Source organism: Flavivirga amylovorans, from assembly GCF_030540875.1.
GTDB classification, from domain to species: Bacteria; Bacteroidota; Bacteroidia; order Flavobacteriales; family Flavobacteriaceae; genus Flavivirga; species Flavivirga amylovorans.
Map to the genome: position 1 here is coordinate 22,254 of NZ_JAUOEM010000001.1, position 18,981 is coordinate 41,234.

General features: G+C 33.5%; 8 protein-coding genes and 1 pseudogene. All 9 read left to right on the top strand.

What is annotated here, in order from left to right; all coding sequences use genetic code 11:
* Positions 1-46 precede the first annotated feature (46 nt).
* Positions 47-883: pseudogene (locus Q4Q39_RS00095) on the top strand (phosphohexomutase domain-containing protein); the annotation flags it as partial.
* Between the two features lie 779 nt (positions 884-1,662).
* Positions 1,663-4,257, top strand: coding sequence for a T9SS type A sorting domain-containing protein (locus tag Q4Q39_RS00100; protein WP_303280336.1), 2,595 nt, complete (start codon positions 1,663-1,665; stop codon positions 4,255-4,257).
* 444 nt (positions 4,258-4,701) lie between these two features.
* Positions 4,702-6,942, top strand: coding sequence for a T9SS type A sorting domain-containing protein (locus Q4Q39_RS00105; protein WP_303280337.1), 2,241 nt, complete (start codon positions 4,702-4,704; stop codon positions 6,940-6,942).
* A 199-nt stretch (positions 6,943-7,141) separates the two neighbouring features.
* Complete coding sequence (locus tag Q4Q39_RS00110; protein ID WP_303280338.1) at positions 7,142-9,004, top strand: tetratricopeptide repeat-containing sensor histidine kinase; 1,863 nt, start codon at positions 7,142-7,144, stop codon at positions 9,002-9,004.
* Between the two features lies 1 nt (position 9,005).
* Positions 9,006-9,767 (top strand): LytR/AlgR family response regulator transcription factor, encoded by a 762-nt coding sequence (locus Q4Q39_RS00115; protein ID WP_303280339.1) that lies wholly within the window; start codon positions 9,006-9,008, stop codon positions 9,765-9,767.
* Between the two features lie 149 nt (positions 9,768-9,916).
* A complete protein-coding gene (locus Q4Q39_RS00120; RefSeq protein ID WP_303280340.1) occupies positions 9,917-12,964 on the top strand; it encodes a T9SS type A sorting domain-containing protein in 3,048 nt (1,015 codons plus the stop codon).
* Positions 12,965-13,216: 252 nt separating this feature from the next.
* Entirely contained in the window at positions 13,217-16,567 is a 3,351-nt protein-coding gene (locus Q4Q39_RS00125; RefSeq protein WP_303280341.1) for a SusC/RagA family TonB-linked outer membrane protein, read from the top strand.
* 9 nt (positions 16,568-16,576) lie between these two features.
* A complete protein-coding gene (locus tag Q4Q39_RS00130) occupies positions 16,577-18,076 on the top strand; it encodes a RagB/SusD family nutrient uptake outer membrane protein (RefSeq protein WP_303280342.1) in 1,500 nt (499 codons plus the stop codon).
* Between the two features lie 15 nt (positions 18,077-18,091).
* Positions 18,092-18,973: a substrate import-associated zinc metallohydrolase lipoprotein gene (locus Q4Q39_RS00135; RefSeq protein ID WP_303280343.1), complete on the top strand. Its 882-nt coding sequence runs from the start codon at positions 18,092-18,094 to the stop codon at positions 18,971-18,973.
* Positions 18,974-18,981 lie beyond the last annotated feature (8 nt).

Genomic DNA, 18,981 nt, shown 5'->3' on the forward strand with positions numbered 1-18,981 from the left:
TGCCTCTTTTGATAAAGATTTCGATGAAGTCTGGGACGCCATGTATGTCATAGCCACAGATCCTGATTGCGATCGATTAGGTGTTGCTATTCGTAACTACAAAAATGAACTACAGTTATTGAACGGTAACCAGACTATGCTTTTGATGACTGATTTTTTATTAAAACAATGGGAATCTCAAGGTAAGATTACTGGTAAGGAGTTCATTGCATCAACTATAGTTTCCACCCCAATGCTAGGCAAAATGGCATTACACTATGGAGTTGAAAGTAAAACGGTACTAACAGGTTTCAAGTGGATTGCCAAATTGATTAAAGACAATCCTGAATTAAGTTTTATTGGTGGTGGAGAGGAAAGCTTTGGCTATATGGTAGGTGATTTTGTTCGTGATAAGGATGCAGTAACATCTACCTTATTGGCAGTAGAAATTGTGGCACAAGCCAAACAAAGAGATATTTTAGCCTATCAGCAGTTAATAAAACTGTATGTAAAACATGGTTTATATAAGGAACATCTTGTTTCATTGACAAAGAAAGGCATGGACGGTGCAGAGGAGATTAGCCAAATGATGAAGAATGCCAGAAAATTTCCTTTAACGGATATTAACGGGATCAAGGTAGTAAGGGTAGATGATTACAAGCTCTCTGATTCTAAAAACCTAGTTTCAGGATCAGAAAGTCCAATAGATTTACCAAAATCTAACGTATTAGTTTATCATACTGAAGATGGAAGTCAGATAGCCCTAAGGCCAAGTGGGACGGAACCGAAGATTAAATTTTATATGAGCGTAAATTGTCCATTACCATCTGCATCTAAATTTGAAGAAATAAGTGAGCAGCTGGACAAGAAAATTATTAATATCGTTGAAGATTTGAAATTGTAAAAACACTTTAAAGATTCATTGATTTGGTTTATGCAAAACTAAAATTTGAATAAAGATTTCTAAGAAAAATGATTCCGTATATAGATTGATAGTTGACCATATTTAAGAGCACTAGTATAAATGATTGATTACTTTATTCCGTATTTAGGCTAGCTGTCGTGAAAAAAATGAGGTTCTAATAGGAACTCTTGATACTGAGAATAATAGTAAATATGAGAATTTAGTAAATATTTGTACTCTAATAAATATTTTAGATTAACCATCTAGCGTGTTTTAGAATTTTAAAATCACAGGTTTATAAGATTTACTTGCCCTTGTATGGGATTAGGGGATAGTATTAAAAGGTTTCGTCTTTCGGGTACAACATAGGTACAACAAATGCTCATTTTGGATGATTTTAATAGGCTTCGAATGGAATTAAACAAAATGTAATTCATTGGAAATCATATTATTTCTATTCAAAACAGATTAAAACGCTAGACTTAGGATCTAGTGCCGCGAGGTGTGGGAGTTCGAGTCTCCCCGCCCGCACTTTTTTAAACTACAAATAAGTAGCCAAAAGCCTCTCAGAAATGAGAAGCTTTTTTTGTTTAGGACAACATTTTGTTATTTTCGATTGCTCAATTTTAATTATAACTAAATGGACTGTTTGTAAAGATAAGCTTCAAAATAAATTTATTGTGATTTTACTTACAACGACTAAATATTTATCCTGAAAGACTTACATGCGCTTGTTGATTACTAACTTATAATATTATTAATCGTAATCAATTATAACCATGAAGTTTTACAAAAGTATCTATCAAAATCTTTTCCCCTTATTTTTTATGCTTTTTGCAATCAGTTGGCATGTAAAGGCTCAAAACGAGGGTAATTTTTATACAGACAAAATCAATCTTGTAAACCAGACAGTAGATCTTGTTGCAGATTACGGGGCAAATGGCAATGATGCAGTAGATGATTCAGCAGCTTTGAAAAGTGCAATTGCTGACATGACAGCATTAACTAATGGAGGGAAAATTACCATTCCTGCAGGGACTTTTTATATTAGTAAAGTACAATTGGCTAATAATATACACATTGTGGTAGATAAGGACGCCATTTTAAAACCTGTAATAGGCAAGGGAGCTCCTATGCTAAAGATTGGAGCCATTAAAAACAATGTACCTGAGTTATTAGATGTGATTCAGAATGTAAGTATTAGATGTGCTCAACCAGGACAAAAATTTACAGTTGATATTTCTGATGCTAATTGGGCAGGAAAAAATCAAAATTTTTTCAATAGCCAAACTGGAGATAATTTTATGGTGTCAGATTTTCATGTATTAGATAATTATAGTAGGATTTCTTGTGTTACTGTAAATCATGCTGTTTATAATGGCGTAGGGCAAATGAGTAAAAATGGATTGGTGAAAAACATTTCTGGAGAAAAGATGGCTTATGGATATGGTATTATGCAAATGAAAGCAGGCACCAATATTTTCTTTAAAAATTTAAGTGGCGAGGGAGGTGCGACTCTAAGATTAGAATCTGGAGGTAGTATTTGGACAGCACCAACAAACTTACTAATAGACCAGGTTTTTGCAAGGGATATTTCATGTATTAATGGTAAAACAGCAGCCATGGTTTCTCCTCATACTAGAGATAATGGTTCAGCTACTATTGTAAATGTAACGGCTACCAATTGTAGTTTTGCTGCAGAAGCTTCTAATGGTTTTGTTGCAGCAGATGAAACTGGAACTCCTGGTAGCTTTGCATCTGTAACTTTTACCAATGTACATGGTATATATGGATCTACAGCCCAGGTAAAAAGTAAGCATTTTAAATATGTCCCTTGTGCGATCAAAGGACTTATTTCAAGTGGTTTAGGGCCAGATAACGAAAGTCATATTGGACCATCGATCTCCGCTGTATTATATGATGCAGATACAAATGATTCTGGAGGAAATGAAGCAGGAGATTATGTGGCAAGTTTTAACAATGTTACAGACGAAGGTTTCTTACATCGTTTTGAATTATTCACAAATCATGATGATAACTTTAAAAATTGTAATGCTAATCCTGTAAATGGTATTTCTATTAACCTGTCTTCTGCAGATTTAGAAATAGGTGAAACAGTTCAACTATCGGAAACAATTAGTCCATCTAATGCAACTGATCCATCTGTAACTTGGTCTACAAGCGACGCTTCTGTGGCGACTGTAAATTCTAATGGTTTGGTAACCGCCCAGGGAAATGGTACGGTTACTATAACGGTAACGGCCACAGATGGAGGGTACCCTGCTACCTGTACTGTCAATGTAGGAAGTATTACAAATGTTACAGGGGTTTCTGTGTCTCCAACAAGCGCTAGTTTACTAGTTGGGCAAACTATAGGCCTAACCGAAACAGTAAATCCAAATAATGCGAATGATAAAACTGTTGTTTGGAGTTCCAATAATACTTCTGTAGCTACAGTAAACTCTAATGGACTGGTAACTGCAATTGGCGATGGTAGTGCTACAATTACCGTAACCACTAACGATGGAGGTTTCACTGCCACGAGCACTATCACAGTTACTTCTTCTGGTGGCGGAGGTTTTACAGAAATATTATACGATGATTTTGAATCAGGCTTCGGAAATTGGAATGATGGAGGTAGTGATGCTTTATTATACACTGGTGGTACTTTTGCTCACCAAGGAAATAATGCTGCTAATATTCAAGATAATACAAGTACTTCTGTAATCACCACTAATAATCTTGCCTTATCAGGAAGTAATGAAATAAAAGTAGAGTTTTGGTATAGACCAGAGAGTATGGATAATAGTAATGAAGATTTTTGGTTGCAAATATCTACCAATGGAGGGGCAAGCTATACCACTGTTCAAACATGGGCAAGAAATATAGACTTCCAAAATGGTCAATTCTATTCAGAATCGGTAACCATTAGTGGGTTTACACTAACAAACCAAACTCGTTTACGTTTTAGATGTGACGCAAGTGGCAATAAAGATGATGTTTATATTGATGAAATAAGGGTTTCTGTTTCAGGAAGTGGTTCCACATCTAAGAATACTAGTAGTAAAGAAGATACTAATGTGGCTTTAGTAGAAGATAATATTAAAACAGAGGCGAGCTTTAAAATTTATCCAAATCCTATTGATGATAATTTCAATGTAGCTATTAAGATGTATGAAAAGAGTAATCTTGATATAAATATCTATACTATTAACGGAGTTTTAGTTAAGTCTAAAAAGTTTGGAGATTATCGTTCAGGAACTCACAAGATTAACCTAAGTAAGTTTGATCTAAACATGGCAAATTCAGGCATATATATATTAGAATTAAGAGCTAATAATTTAGTAAAACATATGCGAGTTATAGTTAAGTAAGATCTTAAAGGATATAAAACACCATTAGTCACAGAACTAGTTTAGATAAATTATACTCATGACTAATTTGTGGTTATTCCACTAAAAAAAAGCAAGAATAAATGTATTCTTGCTTTTTTTAATTGTCTTGTTATCAAATAATTACAATAACTACTAAAAGAACTACAAGATATTTCAATTTAACAGAGTCAATTATAGCTTCAATCTAAATTTAATTTATAGAAATCAGGTTTTAAGTAATTTTTAAATTTTGAAAACGGACACAAGTATAAATGTCATAAAACTAAAGGTATGGCTTTTATTAGATGACGATATGAAACTATAATGCCAGTTTTTCAAAAGAGAAAATACAATTAATACATTAAAAGTGTCACTTCACACATTTTAAATAAAGATTAGAGGATTTATACCCTAATTTGAGAGAGAATTAAAAAAATAAAACCAATGAAAACAATTTTACTCTCTCTCTTATTTGTTACTTCTTTACCAATTACCAGTAATGCTATAAATGGTAATGTTGAAAATAAGTACAATAGTGATTTCATTTCAACCCTCACAGCATTTACAGGGGGCGATGGTTGTACTAGTGCAACTATAATCGGTTGTGGAGGTTTCGAAACTGGTGATACTAGTGGATTTACAGATACTGGAGGTGCTAATTCATTTCCAGATGAATGGTATGTTTTTGAAGCAAATGGCAATCGTGAACAAGTGTTTGTAGATTTAACTTCAGGTAACGAATCTGTGCTTACTGTATATGAAGGTTCATGTGGCGGTTTAACATTAGTAGATTCGCAAGTAACAAATTTTGGTTATGCAGGTATTAGTTTTGAATCTAATGGTACATCAGACTACTATTGGGTGGTGGAAGGTAATACCGCTTCAGGTTCGGGGGTTTATAATCTTTCTTCATTTTGTCAAGAAATTCCAGGCGACTCGTGTTCAGCTCCAAAAAACCTTTTTTGTGACAGTGTATCTACAGGTAATACAATGAACAATACAGACACTGGTGGGGAAAATGCTTCTCCTGAAGAGTGGTTTGTATATTTTGGATCTAGTCGACTTAAGATAATTACGGTATCACTTTGTGGTGTAGATACGGATTTTGATTCACTATTAACGGTTTATGCTAGTAATGATTGTTCTGGCTTCACAACAGTAGCAACAAGCGATAATGATTGCGGTGATGATGGTGAAATCACCTTTACGACAGAACCAAATCAAACCTATTATGTTGTAGTAGAAGGGGCAACAGCAACTGATGTTGGAAATTATTCCTTATCTGTATCTTGTGAAGATACAGGAGGAGAAGATTGTAACAGTGCTGTTCCATTAATTTGCGGAATACCAGTTAATGCCAATACATTGAGTAGTACAGATAATGGTGGCTTAACAAGTGCTCCAGACCAATGGTTTCAATATAGGAGCTTTGATAATCCAGAATTGGTTACTTTATCACTTTGTAATAACACAGATTTTGATTCTTCAATAGCGGTATACGTAGGGTTTTGTGGCGGGCCACTTTTAGTCTCAAATGACAATACTTGTGGAGATGATGCTGAGGTAGTATTTGCAACAATTCCTAATGGAGTATATTATATTGTAGTTGAAGGTGCTACAAGCACAGATGTAGGGAATTATTCTTTGTCTGCAAGTTGTGTTAATACTGGTGCCGATAGTTGTGGCTCTGCAGTGAGTACATTTTGTGGTGCTACAATAGAAGGAAATACAACAATTGGTACAGATACTGGAGGGCAAAATGCATCGCCAGATAATTGGATTGGTTATTTTCCGCGTTCAGAGGAACAATCACAAATAATTACACTATCGCTTTGTGGTGGTACAGATTTCGATTCTTTGTTGAGTGTTTATGAGGGCTCATGTGGTAGTCTAAATTTAATAGCATCTAGTGATAATGATTGTGGTGATGATGGTGAATTAACATTTACTGCATTGGGAGGAGATGTTGCAGATTATTATTTTGTAGTAGAAGGAGCTACAGCTTCAGATGCTGGATACTATACGTTGTCAATTACTGGTTGTACACCAATTCCTGGCGATTTCTGTAGAACAGCATTACCAGTTTTTACAGGGAGTGTAATTTCTGCAGAGACCTCTACTAGTACAGACCAAGGAGGAGAAAGTGCTGCACCAGACAACTGGTTTGTATATTATTCTTCTGGTGTAGCTGAAAATTTAAAATTTTCGCTTTGTGATCCTGCTACCGATTTTGATTCCTCTATAGCAATTTATGAAGGTGTTTTTTGCTTTAATCCTCTCAATTTAGTAGCTTCTAATGATAGTTTTTGTGGAAACAATGCAGAAATAACATTTACTACGGGAACTAATTTTGAAACGTATTTTATAGTTGTTGAAGGAGCAACAAATTCAGATTTTGGTAATTATACATTATCGGTTTCAAATGCAACATTAAGCACAGATGCTTTTGAACTAGAAAACGCTATTGAATTTTATCCAAATCCTGCAAATACTATAGTTAATATAAAATCACAGGGATTAATTACAGGAATAGACATATTTAACATGATAGGGCAAAAAGTAATATCAAGAAAAATTAATAGTAATATCATTGAATTAAATGTGGACACTTTGGTTAGCGGTACTTATTTTATGAAAGTTAGTAGTAGAGATTCATCTTCTATTCATAAGATACTTATAAATTAGATTATTAGTATTAAATTAACGAAGCAGGAATCTTTTATAAGATTTCTGCTTTGTATTTATTTTGTTTTACCAACCAATCCTAATGCTTTGCTTTAGGATATATTATATTTAAGACTTTAAATTTTATATGCGTTATAAACTGTTTACATACATTCTTTTCAGTTTTTTATTAAGCAGCATCAACTGTGGTGCGCTAAAATTGGCGAGACATTTTAATCAAGGCAAATTTTTAAAAGCGAGTTCGCTTTCACAGAATGCTATAAAAGATAGTACTGATGTAGAAGTAGAGAAGGCGCTCCTTAAGGCTCTTGATAAAGCAAACAGATCAAATGATATTAATGCTATTGTAACCACTAACCTTAATTTAATAAGATATTACAGACAACAGGATATTGATGAAACGGAGATGTTAAATCTATTCGATGCCTTCAATAAAAGTTGTGAAAAATTTCAAGACACTACATGTTTTACCCAATATAAGCTGAGTTTAGGAGAATTTTACTTTAAAAAAACCAGTTATACAGATGCTATAGATGAGTTAAATCAAGCATTAGAATATGCCAAAATCATTGAGGACAAAAGCTTAATTTTAGCTGTAAAAAATACTAAAGGAAGACTATTTACTACCATAGGTGAACAGGAAAAAGGGAGAAAAGAGTTTAGGGGTATGATTAAATATTTAGATGTAGAGGAAAAAGATTATGAAATTTGGTTTAATGCTGCCTATATGAATATTGCATATACCTATAAAAATCCCGACTCTTTAATTTTTTATTCATCAATAGTAGCCGATAAGTGTAAATCTGGAGAAATGGAAGTAGGATGTGATGACCTTTACAATAATATAGCATACGCTTACCTACGAAAAAACATGCCTGAAAAAGCATTACACACTATCCAAAATAATATTGATTTGGATAACCTTAGATATAGTAGTGATGATGATAATTTTTATACAAGTTTAACGCATACACTTGGAACCACTTATTTTAAATTAGAGCAATATGAGGCGTCTATTAAGTACTATAAAAAAAGTTTGTATTATTCTGAAATAGAGAATAATCTGCCAGATATTATTGAAACCAAAGAGGACCTGGCATTGAGTTATGAAAGAATAGGAGATAAAACCACAGCGTTACGATTATTAAGGGAAACTAGAATTTTAATTGAACAATACAATAACCAAAGGCTTAAAGAAGAAATAGCTAATGTAAAGTCTAAGTATGAGTTGCAAGAAAAAGAGCAAGAGATAATAAGTTTAGAAAAGGAAAATGAAGAATTTAAATTTGCTACAAGTAAGGCTAAGTCTATAAGCTACATACTTTTTGTGTCTTTAATAGTAATACTGCTTGCCCTTTATTATTACAAGCAAAAAAATAAATTAAAATTTTATAAATTAAATGAAGAATTAACGATTAACAGGTTAAAATCATTACGATCTGTAATGAATCCTCATTTCTTATTTAATTCGTTTAGTACATTACAAAACTATATTTTAAAAAAGGAGAGTATCAAAGCCAATGATTATATGACTGATATTTCAAACCTAATACGTGAGGTATTGGCAGGTTCAGATAATATTTACACAAAGTTTAATGACGAATTGGCATTAATAAAATCGTATTTAAAAATTGAGCAAGGGCGTTTTGATCCAGAGTTTAAAGTAATTTACAATATAGATTCAGAATTAATTAATACAAACCCCATTATACCGTCTATGATTATTCAGCCTCATATTGAAAATGCAATACTTCATGGCATATCTAATAATCTAGAAGATGCTGTTATAAAAGTATCTTTAAATAAAAAAGGGAAACTTGTTATATGTATCATAGAAGATAACGGTGTTGGTAGGGAAAAAGCGGGGTTTATTAAAGACCATAATAATACACCCATTCATTTATCTATAGCTTCAAAAAATATTCAAGAACGTCTCAGAATATTATCAAAAATAGGATTCAAAAATACATCAATAAATGTTATAGATATTTATGATGATGAAGGGATGCCTAGTGGCACCAAAGTAGTGATAACATTACCTACTCAAAAAAAACTTAATTAGTTTGGAGAATAAGCTTACTTGCATAATAATAGATGACGAAAAAAAAGATAGGGAAAACCTAAGACTCTTGCTAAATTCGTATTGTCCAGAAATTACAGTTTTAGATGAAGCCCATAATAAAAGAACAATTTTAAGTGTTTTAGAAAAGCATTCACCAGATATTGTTTTTTTCGATATCCAACTTGGGAATATATCTATTTTCGATATACTCAATGAGTTAAAAAACATTTACTTTAATATCGTTTTTGTTTCAGCTTACGATAAGTATGCTATAAAAGGCTATCAATATAATGCCATAGATTATTTACTAAAACCCGTAAAGTCTGATCGTTTAAAAGACGTTATTAAAAAAATTAACATTATAAAAAATACTTTAGATAGAGAAGATACATTTAAATCTGATTATAAAAAATTACAATCAAGATACAATCAGTCTTCAAAAATATCGGTAACAGACTCTAGGGGTATTCATTTACTATCTCCCAAAGAGATATTGTATTGCATGAGCGATGGTAACTATACCACGTTATATTTAATTAATGACAAGAAAATGGTAATTTCAAAGAACCTTAAACATTTTGAAAACCTTTTACTTGATTTTAACTTCTTTAGAATTTATCGTTCTTATTTAATCAATTTACATGCTATAGACTTTGTGCTTAAAGAAGACGGGGGAAGCGTTGTAATGAAAAATGGAAATGCATTACCAATATCAAGAACTGTTAAAAAAGAATTCTTCAATAAATTAAGGCAAGTTATTTAAGATTTTAAAAAAAACACCTATTAATACAACCAAACTTTCAGTTTATACAATGAAGTAGATTGGTAAGGTGAATTTATTCTAAATTGCTGTAGACTTTATGTATATGTATTATATACTCTCAAAAAAATGTTCATTTAATTCAAAAATATATGAAGAATATTCTACACTTTTTTTTATTAATCATTACAATTAATTATAGCAATGCATCAGGTTTTGATGAAGCTAATCTTGCTGCTAATACGAACACTGCCCTGTTTGTGAGTAACGATTGTGCAAATGCAATACCTGTTACTTGTGGAGAAACGGTAGTTGGTAGTACCACCGATAATACAAGTACTGGTGGTTTTACTTTAGCTCCAGATGAATGGTACAAGTACGAGGCAACAGGTTCTCCACAAACAGTAACCTTTTCTTTATGCTCAGGAACTGATTATGATTCTTCTATAGCGCTTTATAAAGGTAATTGTGTTAATTTAATAGCAGGTTTTAATGATAGTAGTTGTGGAGACGATCCAGAGATAACTATTAATACTGATGGTGTTTCAGATTATTATATAGCTATTGAGGGGCCATTGGATACCTCTGTAGGTAACTTTACTTTAACCGTATCTTGTGTACCGATAACATTGGCTAGTAATAATACATGTGCTACTGCTACACCCATGAATTGTAATGATTCTATAACAGGTTCAACCACCGAAAATACTGATGAGGGTGGAGATAGTCTAGCGCCAGATGCATGGTTTACGTATACAGGTAGTGGTAGTGCAGAACGTTTAACATTTTCATTGTGTAACAGTACAAATTTTGATACTGTATTGACCATTTATGATGCTTGTGATGGCAATATTGTAGCGATAGATGATGATGGTATTTGTGCACCTGCCTCGGAAGTTATAATAGATACAGATGGTAGAAGTACGTATTATATTGCTATAGAAGGTTTCGGTATTACTGATGTGGGAGATTATACGCTAACTTTAAGTTGTCAATCAATTGCATCTACAGGAGGAAATGATACGTGCGAAGGCGCTACGCCCTTAACTTGTGGCACTCCTGTTATAGGTACTTTATTAGACAATACAGACCAAAAAGGGTTTTCAGACGCTCCAGATGAATGGTATGTGTATGAGGCTAATGGTACTCCGGAAACAGTAACCCTTTCACTTTGTAATGGCACTGATTATAACTCTGCATTGGTACTTTTAAAAGGAGATTGTTCTAATAATGAATTCCTAGCGTTATCTGATGATTTTTGTGGAGAAGACGCGCAAATTATTTTTAATACTGATGGTTTTTCAGATTATTATGTAGCCGTAACGGCGGCTTTTGGAGATGCCATCGGCGGTAATTTCACATTAAATGTATCATGTGTACCAATACCTCTTGTTAGTAACAACGACTGCGCTAATGCTATGGCTGTTTCTTGTGGCGATACAATATTTGGTAGTACAGGCGACAGTTCAGATACAGGAGGTATCAATGATTCTGCAGACGTATGGTATAAGTACACAGGTACAGGCAGTTCAGAATTAGTAACTTTCTCTTTATGTAATACTACAGATTTTGCTACTGGATTAGTAGTTTATGATGCGTGTGGAGGAGAGATTATGGACTATAACAATGAATTTTGCAGTAATTTCCAGTCAGAGATAACTTTAGCAATAAGTGGTACAGAAACGTATTATATAGCTATAGAAGGAGCGTTTAGTGCGTCACAATATGGAGATTACACTTTAGATATAAGTTGCCAACCGCCTATTGGAGGTAATGACCTTTGTGAAGATGCAACCCCCATAGCATGCGGAGAAGTTGTATCTGGTGATACAACAGAGAATACAGATTCAGATAGTTATAATGAACAACTTGGGCTTGGTCAGCGTAGATCCAGAGACGAATGGTTTACATTTACAACACCACCTAGTGATGAGCCTCAAATAATATATTTGCGAACGTTTAATTCTGAATTTGAAGTATTCTTAACAGTATATGATACATGTGGAGGTAACGTAGTGGCAAAAAATGATGGTTTGGGAGTTCCGGCCCCTGAAACTGATGCAACTTTTGTAGCAGAAAGTGAAACAACATATCTTATTAAAGTAGAGGCCTTTTTTAATAATAGTTATGGTAAATTTAATCTGACTTTGTTTTGTACGCCTTCCATTGGGGGAAATGATACTTGTATTGGAGCTACCGAAATAACCTGCGGCGATATTATTAATGGCGATACATCTAATAATACAAATACAGGAGGTCTTAATGAAAGTAAAGATCAATGGTTCAAATATGTAGGTACTGGTACTCCAGAGAATGTAATCATTAGTACATGTGGAACTAGTTATGATTCTGTTTTAACCGTCTTTAGTAGTTGTGATGACTCTTCTACTATAATACATACTAATGATGATTTTTGTGGAACCGGTCAATCGGCATTAAGTTTTGTGTCTGATGGGGTTTCAGAATATTGGATTGCTCTAGAAGGTTTTTCAAATTTAAACGCAGGGGCTTATACCCTAGAAGTGACATGTACAGATATTATCACAGGGAATGATGCTTGTTCTGGAGCTATTCCATTACAGTGTAATGAGATAAAAATAGGAGATACTTCTCAAAATACTACTGATACTGGTGGAGAAACAGCAGCACCAGACCATTGGTATAGCTATACAGGAAATGGTACGGCAGAGACCATTACGGTTTCCACTTGCCTTGGAACACAGTTAGCAGGAGTAGTAGGTTTTGATACATTTCTTACGGTATATGATGCCTGCGATGGTTCTGTAATTACAAGTAACGATTTTGGAATTTGTGGAGGTCAATCTCAGTCCGCTAGAGTAGAGTTTCAATCTAATGGCACTTCTACATATATAATAAGTGTTGAAGGCTCTAAACCAAACGATGTTGGTATCTATTGGTTAGATGTAAGCTGTGAGAATAGTTCATTATCTGTAAACGAGGTTGAAACTGTTGACATTAGTGTTTATCCAAACCCAGCAAATGATATTGTGAATATAAATTCTAAAGAAATAATTAATAGTGTTACTATATACAGCATACTCGGTGAAAAAGTGATGACAGCCAATATAGATGCTTCTTCTGCAACTATAGATATAACACCACTCCAGAACAAAGGTGTATACTTTTTGAATTTTAATACAGATACAGGTGTAGCTGTTAAAAAAATAGTAATTAAATAGACTAAAATTTAATTATTGAATTAGTCAGTGAGAGATATAGGCAGAATTATTAACCAATAATTCTGTTTAATCTTAAAAATCTTAAAACTCTAAATTTATGATTATAGTATATCTTGTTTTAATAGAAGTAACTTTTATTGGTATATATCTGCGATTTTCCAAGAGTGATTCATAAGGTTCATTTTATAATCACATATCAGCACTAAGTATGTATTAGGTTGATACAAATTAACTAACTAAATATTTATTTATATGAAATTAAAATTGATTTGGATGATACTCTTATTTGTATTATCAGTCCAATTATCTAATGCTCAACAACCAAAAGTAACTGGTAATGTAAAAGATGAGGCAAATGTTCCGTTGGGTGGTGTTACAATAATTGTAGATAGTGCAAATAAGGGGGTGGTTACCGATTTTGATGGGAATTTTTCAATTTCAGCAAAATCCGGTGATGTGTTAAGGTTCAGTTTCGTTGGTATGAAAACCGAGATAGTTACAGTTGGTGAAGACTTAATTGTGAATCTGGTAATGGTTGAAGACATAGAGAGTTTAGATGCTGTTGTTGTTACGGGGTATCAAAATGTAGATAGGGAATTATTTACAGGCGCATCTCAAAGCCTAAAAGCGGTAGATATTAAACTAGATGCAGTGCCAGATGTAACCAGAAGTTTAGAAGGCAGAGTTGCTGGTGTAAGTGTGCAAAATGTAACAGGAACCTTTGGTGCCGCTCCAAGAATTACCATAAGGGGCTCATCTTCTATTTTAGGAGATACAAAGCCTATTTGGGTAATTGATGGAGCAATACAAGAGGAAATTGTAGATATATCATTTCAGGATTTGGTAGCTGGAGATATTAATAGCTTGTTAAGTTCTGCATTAGCTGGGTTAAATGCAAATGATATAGAGAGTTTTGAAATACTAAGAGATGCTTCTGCAAGTGCCCAATATGGTGCAAGAGCACTTAATGGTGTTGTGGTAATAACTACAAAGTCTGGTAAAAGAAATCAAAAGCCTACGTTTAACTATTCTTCAGAATATGCGGTTAGAGCTATTCCTCGCTATAGTGAATATAATCTTTTGAATTCTCAAGAAACAATTTCAATTTATAGACAATTGGCAAGTCTTCAGGTAGGTCAGATAACCAATACAGATGTTATTAATGGCAGAAATGGAGGGGTTTACAATTTAATGTATAATGCTATAGATACTTATAATGAAACATCAGGGCAGTTTGGGTTAGAAAACACTCCTGAAGCTAGAGCACGTTTTTTACAACAGTACGAATTGGCAAATACTGATTGGTTTAAAGCATTATTTAGGTCTACACCTACCCAAACACACACATTAAGTTTTTCTAGCGGAGGTGAAAAAAGTACAACTTATGCGTCTCTGGGGTATTTTACTGATCCTGGATGGACTATAGCAGATAGAACTAGAAGGTTGACTGGTAATTTGCGAAATACATTTTATTTAGGTGATGACGATAGATTTAAAATAACAACACAACTAAATGCCTCTATAAGAAATCAATTTGCACCAGGAACCCTAAGTCGGGAAGCAGATCAATTTTCTGGATCGTTTAATAGAGAATTTGATACAAACCCTTTTAACTATGCGCTTAATACAAGTAGAGCAATTCGACCAAGGGATAATAATGGTAATTTGGAATTTGTTCGTAATAACTGGGCACCTTTTAATATCTTAAATGAGATAGATAATAATCATGTTGAATTAAATGTTAATGATATTCGTTTTCAAGCACAATTAGATTATGATATTAATGATAACCTTCAATATTCTTTCTTAGGGACAGCGCGTTACGCAAATTCAAATAGTGATCATTCTACAACAGAATTTTCAAATGCAGCCGCTGCCTATAGGGCAAACGATAATACATTAGTAAGAGATGCCAATACATTTTTATTTCAAGACCCCGAACTTCCAAACTCAAGCCCTAGGGTAGTATTACCTGTAGGTGGTATTTTGAGAAATAATAGAAATACCATTACAACATATACCTTTAGAAATACTTTAGAGTATAAGAAAAGGTTTAAAGGTGATTTACATGGATTAACACTTTATGGAGGTCAAGAGTACAGACATACGGATCGCTCTGCTGGATTTAGTACGGGTTATGGATATCAATTTTCGAGAGGCGGTAGTGTTTTTACAGACCCTGATATTCTAAGAAAAGCTATTTTAGAAGGTAACGATTATTTTGGTTACCAAGAAACCAGAAATAGGGAAATTACGTTTTTTGCCAATGCAACTTACGATTATGACAAAAAATATGTTTTGAATCTTTCAGGCAATTATGAAGGTTCCAATAGAGCAGGAAAAGCTGAAGGCACAAGGTGGTTGCCAACCTATACAATTTCTGGAAGATGGAATGTTCATAGTGAAGACTTTATCAATAATTCTGGTACTTTAAATAATTTAGTATTGAGAGGTTCTTATGGTTTGTCAGCATTAATTGCTAATACAGCATCCAATAATGAAGCTATATTTAGAAATCAAGTTACAGACAGAGGTCTTATATCTGATAGAGAAAATGCGATAGATATAGCAGATTTAAAAAATTCTGAGCTAACATGGGAAAAACAAATAGAGTATAACTTAGGACTGGATATAGGTTTATTTGGCAATAGAATTGCAATGAATATAGATGCCTATTTTAGGGATGGAACGGACTTAATAGATTTTATTAGAACCTCAGGTATTGGAGGGCAATCTATAAAATTAGGAAATTTCTCTTCTTTAGAAACCAAAGGTATAGAATTTCAGCTTAATACTGTAAATGTATCAAATGATGATTTTCAATGGAATTCAGGTTTTAATATATCATTGCTTGACCAAAAAATAACAGAATTACAACAAGAGCCCAATGTATTCGATTTGGTAACTGGAGGGCAGTTTGGTAATGCAGTAGGCTTTGCGCCCAATTCGCTATTTTCTTTCAATTTTGAAGGTTTAGATGATAATGGATACCCAACATTTACCTTGCCGGAAGATGGAATAATAGATTTTCAATCAACAGACGAACCGTTATCTTATCTAAAGCATGAAGGTCCAACATTACCAACTGCCACTGGTGGATTGGCTAATAATTTCAAATATAAAAATTGGGATTTTAGTTTTTTCATTTCTTTTTCTGCAGGAAATAAAATAAGATTAGACCCAGCATATTCATCAAACTATTCAGATTTATCTGTTTTTCCAACTGAGTTTATCAACAGATGGTTAACTTCTGGAGATGAAAGTTTTACTGATATACCAGTAATCCCCTCAACACAGCTTATACAGAGGCGTGGCGTTACAAATTCTATAAGAGATTTCAATGCATATAATTTTTCTACGGCGCGTATAGCCGATGGAGATTTTATAAGAATGAAAAATATCACCCTTGGTTATTCATTGAATAAAAATATTACTGAAAAATTAGGGATGACACGTTTTAGGTTAAGCTTACAAACAACGAACCCATTTTTAATTTATTCCGATAAAAAATTAGCAGGACAAGACCCAGAGTTTATTAGGTCTGGTGGTGTTGCGTTTCCAATAACCAGATTATATACGTTTACTGTAAATGTTGGATTTTAATAAAAAACTATGAAAAAATATAATTTAATAAAGCAAACCATTTTAGCAGTGTTTTTAGTTTTTACGTCATGTGATGATATATTAGACGAGTCTCCAGATAACAGAACTGAAATCGATTCATTAGAGAAGATAAGTGAACTTTTGGTTAATGCATACCCTCAAGCCATTTATGCCTCTTTCTTAGAGCCATTAACAGATAATGCTGACGATAAAAGTTTATCTGCAACTCAAACACAATTAAATGATTTCATGTACGAATGGAGTGATTTTTTTGTTGATGAAAATGATACACCTACAAATTACTGGAATGAAGCATATGAAGCAATATCTCAAGCAAATCAAGCTCTAGCTTCGTTAGATGAACTTGGTTTTACAGATGTAAATCAAAGAGGAGAAGCACTATTATGCAGAGCGTATGCACATTTTATGTTGGTAAATATTTTTGCAAAAGCTTATAACCCATCAACAGCTTCATCAGATTTAGGAATTATATATGTAACAGAATCAGAGACCATATTGTTACCAGAATATAAGAGAAGCACAGTACAAGAGATTTACGACAGTATTGAAGCAGATTTGGTTGAAGGTTTAAAGTACATAGGGAACGATTTAAATTACAGCGAACCAAAATTTCACTTTACGTTAAGGGCGGCCCAAGCATTTGCATCACGGTTCTACTTGGTTAAAGGTGAGTGGCAAAAGGTTGTAGATTATAGTAACGCTGTTTTAGGAAATGGATCAGGAGTGGCAGATATACGCGATTATAGAAATGACTACAGAGGAGCTGGGTTAAGCTATAGTGCAATATCGCTTAGGTTTTCTTCTGCCATAGAACCAGCTAATCTATTACTAGCTGGAGGACCTTCTATATATGCAAGGGAGCATTTTTTACTGCGCTTTCAACTAAGTGGTGATTTAGCGGCAGAACTTTTTTTCCGTGGTAATGCAGCTGGACTTGAGTGGTCTGAGCAGGTATTTGGTCAGGACTTATTTCTTAACGTCCCTAAATATGATGAGTATTTTAAAATTACAAATCAGGCAGCTGGAGTTGGAGAGGCGTTTGTACAAGTGCCAATTTTAACAACAGATGAAACCATGTTTAATAGGGCAGAAGCATACGTAATGTTAGGAGAGTTCCAATTGGCCGCAGACGATTTAAATACATTGCTATCTGTAAAATCTCAAAGATATTCAAATGCTGCAGTGTTATCTCTCAATGATATTACGACCAATTTTGGAGTAGACTCAAATACTTATACGCCATTTTATCAAATACCAGTAGCTGCTTTGCCTTTTATAAATGTAATTTTAAGAACAAAGCGATCTGTATTCTATAACGAAGGGCTACGTTGGTTTGATATTAAAAGACATGATATAATTGTAGAGCATGAAAGAGATATCACACCTAGAGTTTCAGAAACACTAGTCTTACCTAAAGGAGATAATAGACGGGCATTACAAATACCTACTGAAGCTCAGTCTAGAGGTATTTTACCAAATCCAAGATAATTAAAACAATTAAAGATGAAACATATTAAAAAAATACGATTAGCAGGTTTTCTATTTGTTGCCTTGTTGTTAAATTCATGTAATAATTCTTCCGATACAATAGGAGAGAGCCAAATTGATGCGAGTACTCCAGTCTTATCAGATTTAGATTTATGGTTAAGAGCTAATTTTGTTGCACCATACAATATAGATATCTCTTATTTATGGGGAGCAAGTAATACAGATATTGCTAGGTTCCTATATCCTATGCAAGAAGAAGGTGTAAAACGTTGGTCAGAAACAATAAAGAAAACCTGGATTGATCCTTATAATGAATTAGGAGGTGATGACTTTATTTCAAAAATTACTCCGCGCCAAATGGTGTATTCAGGCGGGTTTAATTTTAACCCTAACAGTCCAACCATAACATTGGGTCTTGCAGAGGCTGGTACCAGAATTACATTTTTTAATTTAGACTTTTTAGATTATTCTAATGTTAATAGTATAAGGGAACCATTAAAAACCTTGCACCATGAATATGGGCATATTTTAAATCAAAAAATACCTTTTACTGATGATTTTGGTCTAATAACCCCTGGAAATTATACAGCACAATGGTTTAATTTAGGCTTTGATGATTTTGGAAACCCTGACCCCAGAACGTATTTAAATTTAGGATTTATTACGCCGTATGCTGCTAGTCAAGACAGTGAAGATTTTGTTGAGATTTTATCAATGATGCTAACTTACAGTAAGGGTGAATTTGATACTATAGTAAGTTCTGGCAACTCTACAGGTCAAGCGCAAATAAGAGAAAAACAGAAAATAGTTGTGGACTATTTTCAGGATAACTTTGGAATAGATCTTTTTGAACTTCAAAAATTAACAAATCAAGCGCTTTTAGATAGTTTGGATTAAAAACATAA

Bases quoted from the DNA above. Each gene is read 5' to 3' on its own strand.
- Q4Q39_RS00100 (WP_303280336.1), top strand. From the start codon at position 1,663: ATGAAGTTTTACAAAAGTATCTATCAAAATCTTTTCCCCTTATTTTTT.
- Q4Q39_RS00105 (WP_303280337.1), top strand. From the start codon at position 4,702: ATGAAAACAATTTTACTCTCTCTCTTATTTGTTACTTCTTTACCAATT.
- Q4Q39_RS00120 (WP_303280340.1), top strand. From the start codon at position 9,917: ATGAAGAATATTCTACACTTTTTTTTATTAATCATTACAATTAATTAT.
- Q4Q39_RS00125 (WP_303280341.1), top strand. From the start codon at position 13,217: ATGAAATTAAAATTGATTTGGATGATACTCTTATTTGTATTATCAGTC.
- Q4Q39_RS00130 (WP_303280342.1), top strand. From the start codon at position 16,577: ATGAAAAAATATAATTTAATAAAGCAAACCATTTTAGCAGTGTTTTTA.
- Q4Q39_RS00135 (WP_303280343.1), top strand. From the start codon at position 18,092: ATGAAACATATTAAAAAAATACGATTAGCAGGTTTTCTATTTGTTGCC.